The sequence below is a fragment of the Faecalimonas hominis genome (assembly GCF_054660755.1).
The window spans coordinates 1-953 of the sequence record NZ_BAAHSH010000097.1 but is presented as its reverse complement, the minus strand read 5'-3'; the positions used below and the strand labels follow the sequence as shown (position 1 = coordinate 953).

At 27.9% G+C, this 953-nt stretch carries 2 protein-coding genes; both read left to right on the top strand.

The window, feature by feature from the left end:
- Positions 1 to 261: hypothetical protein (locus tag ACYQ35_RS11810; RefSeq protein WP_459833835.1), on the top strand; the 261-nt coding region annotated here is incomplete at its 5' end.
- On the top strand, positions 258 to 953 hold a 696-nt coding region (locus ACYQ35_RS11805), incomplete at its 3' end, for a hypothetical protein (protein WP_459833831.1). The genes ACYQ35_RS11810 and ACYQ35_RS11805, both read left to right, overlap by 4 nt.

Here is a 953-nt window from a genome sequence, read left to right as displayed (position 1 = left end):
AAGGAAGAAAAAAGAAAAGAAGAAAAAAAAAGAAAAAAAAAAAAAAAAGAAAAGGAAAAAAAAAGAAAAAGAGAAAGAAAAAAAGAAAAAGGAAAGAAAAGAGAAGGGAAAGAAAGAAGGAAAAGGGAGAGAAAGAAGAGAAAAAGAGAGAGGAAAAAGAAGAAAAAAAGAAAAAAAAAAGAGAAAAAAAAGGAAAGAATGGAAAAGAAAAAAAAAAGGAGAGAGAAAGGGAGTAAAGAGAAAAAAAAAGAAAAAAGGTGAAAGAGAGGGAGAAGGAAAGAAGGGAGAAGAAGGAAAAGAAAAAAGGAGTAAGAGAGGAAAGAAGAGGGAGAAGAAGAGAGAAAGAGAAAAGGGAAGGAAGAAAAGAAAAGGAAAAGAAAAAAGAAAAAGGAAAAGAGAAGGGAGGGAAAGAGAGAGAGAAAGAGAAGGAAGAAAGAAAAAAGGAAGGGGAAGAAGGAAGAGAAGTGAGAGGAAAGGGAGAAAAAGAGAATGGGGAAGGGAAGAAAAAGGAAAAAGAAAGAAAAGAAAAGGAAGGAAGGGAAAGAAGAGAAGAAGAGAAAAAGAGAAGAAAAGAAAAAAAGAAAAAAAAAGGAAGAAAAGAAAGGAGAAGAAAGAAAAAAAAAAAAAAAAGAAAAGAAGAAAAAAAAGAAAAAAAAAAAAAAGAGAAAAGAAAAAAAAGGAGAGAAAGAGGAAAAAAAGGAAAAAAAAAAAAAGGAAAAGGGAAAGAAAAAAAAAGAAGAAAAGGAAAAAGAAAAGAAGAAAGAGAGAAAAAAGAAAAGAAAAAAGAAAAAAAAGAAAGGGAGAAAAAAAAAAAAAAAGGAAAAAAAGAAGGAAAAAAAGAAGAAAAAAAAAAAAAGAAAAAAAGAAGAAAAAGAAGAAAAAAAGAAAGAAGAAAAAGAAAGAAAGGAAAAGAAAAGAGAAAAAGAGAAAAAAAAAGAAGAAAAGAGAAGGTA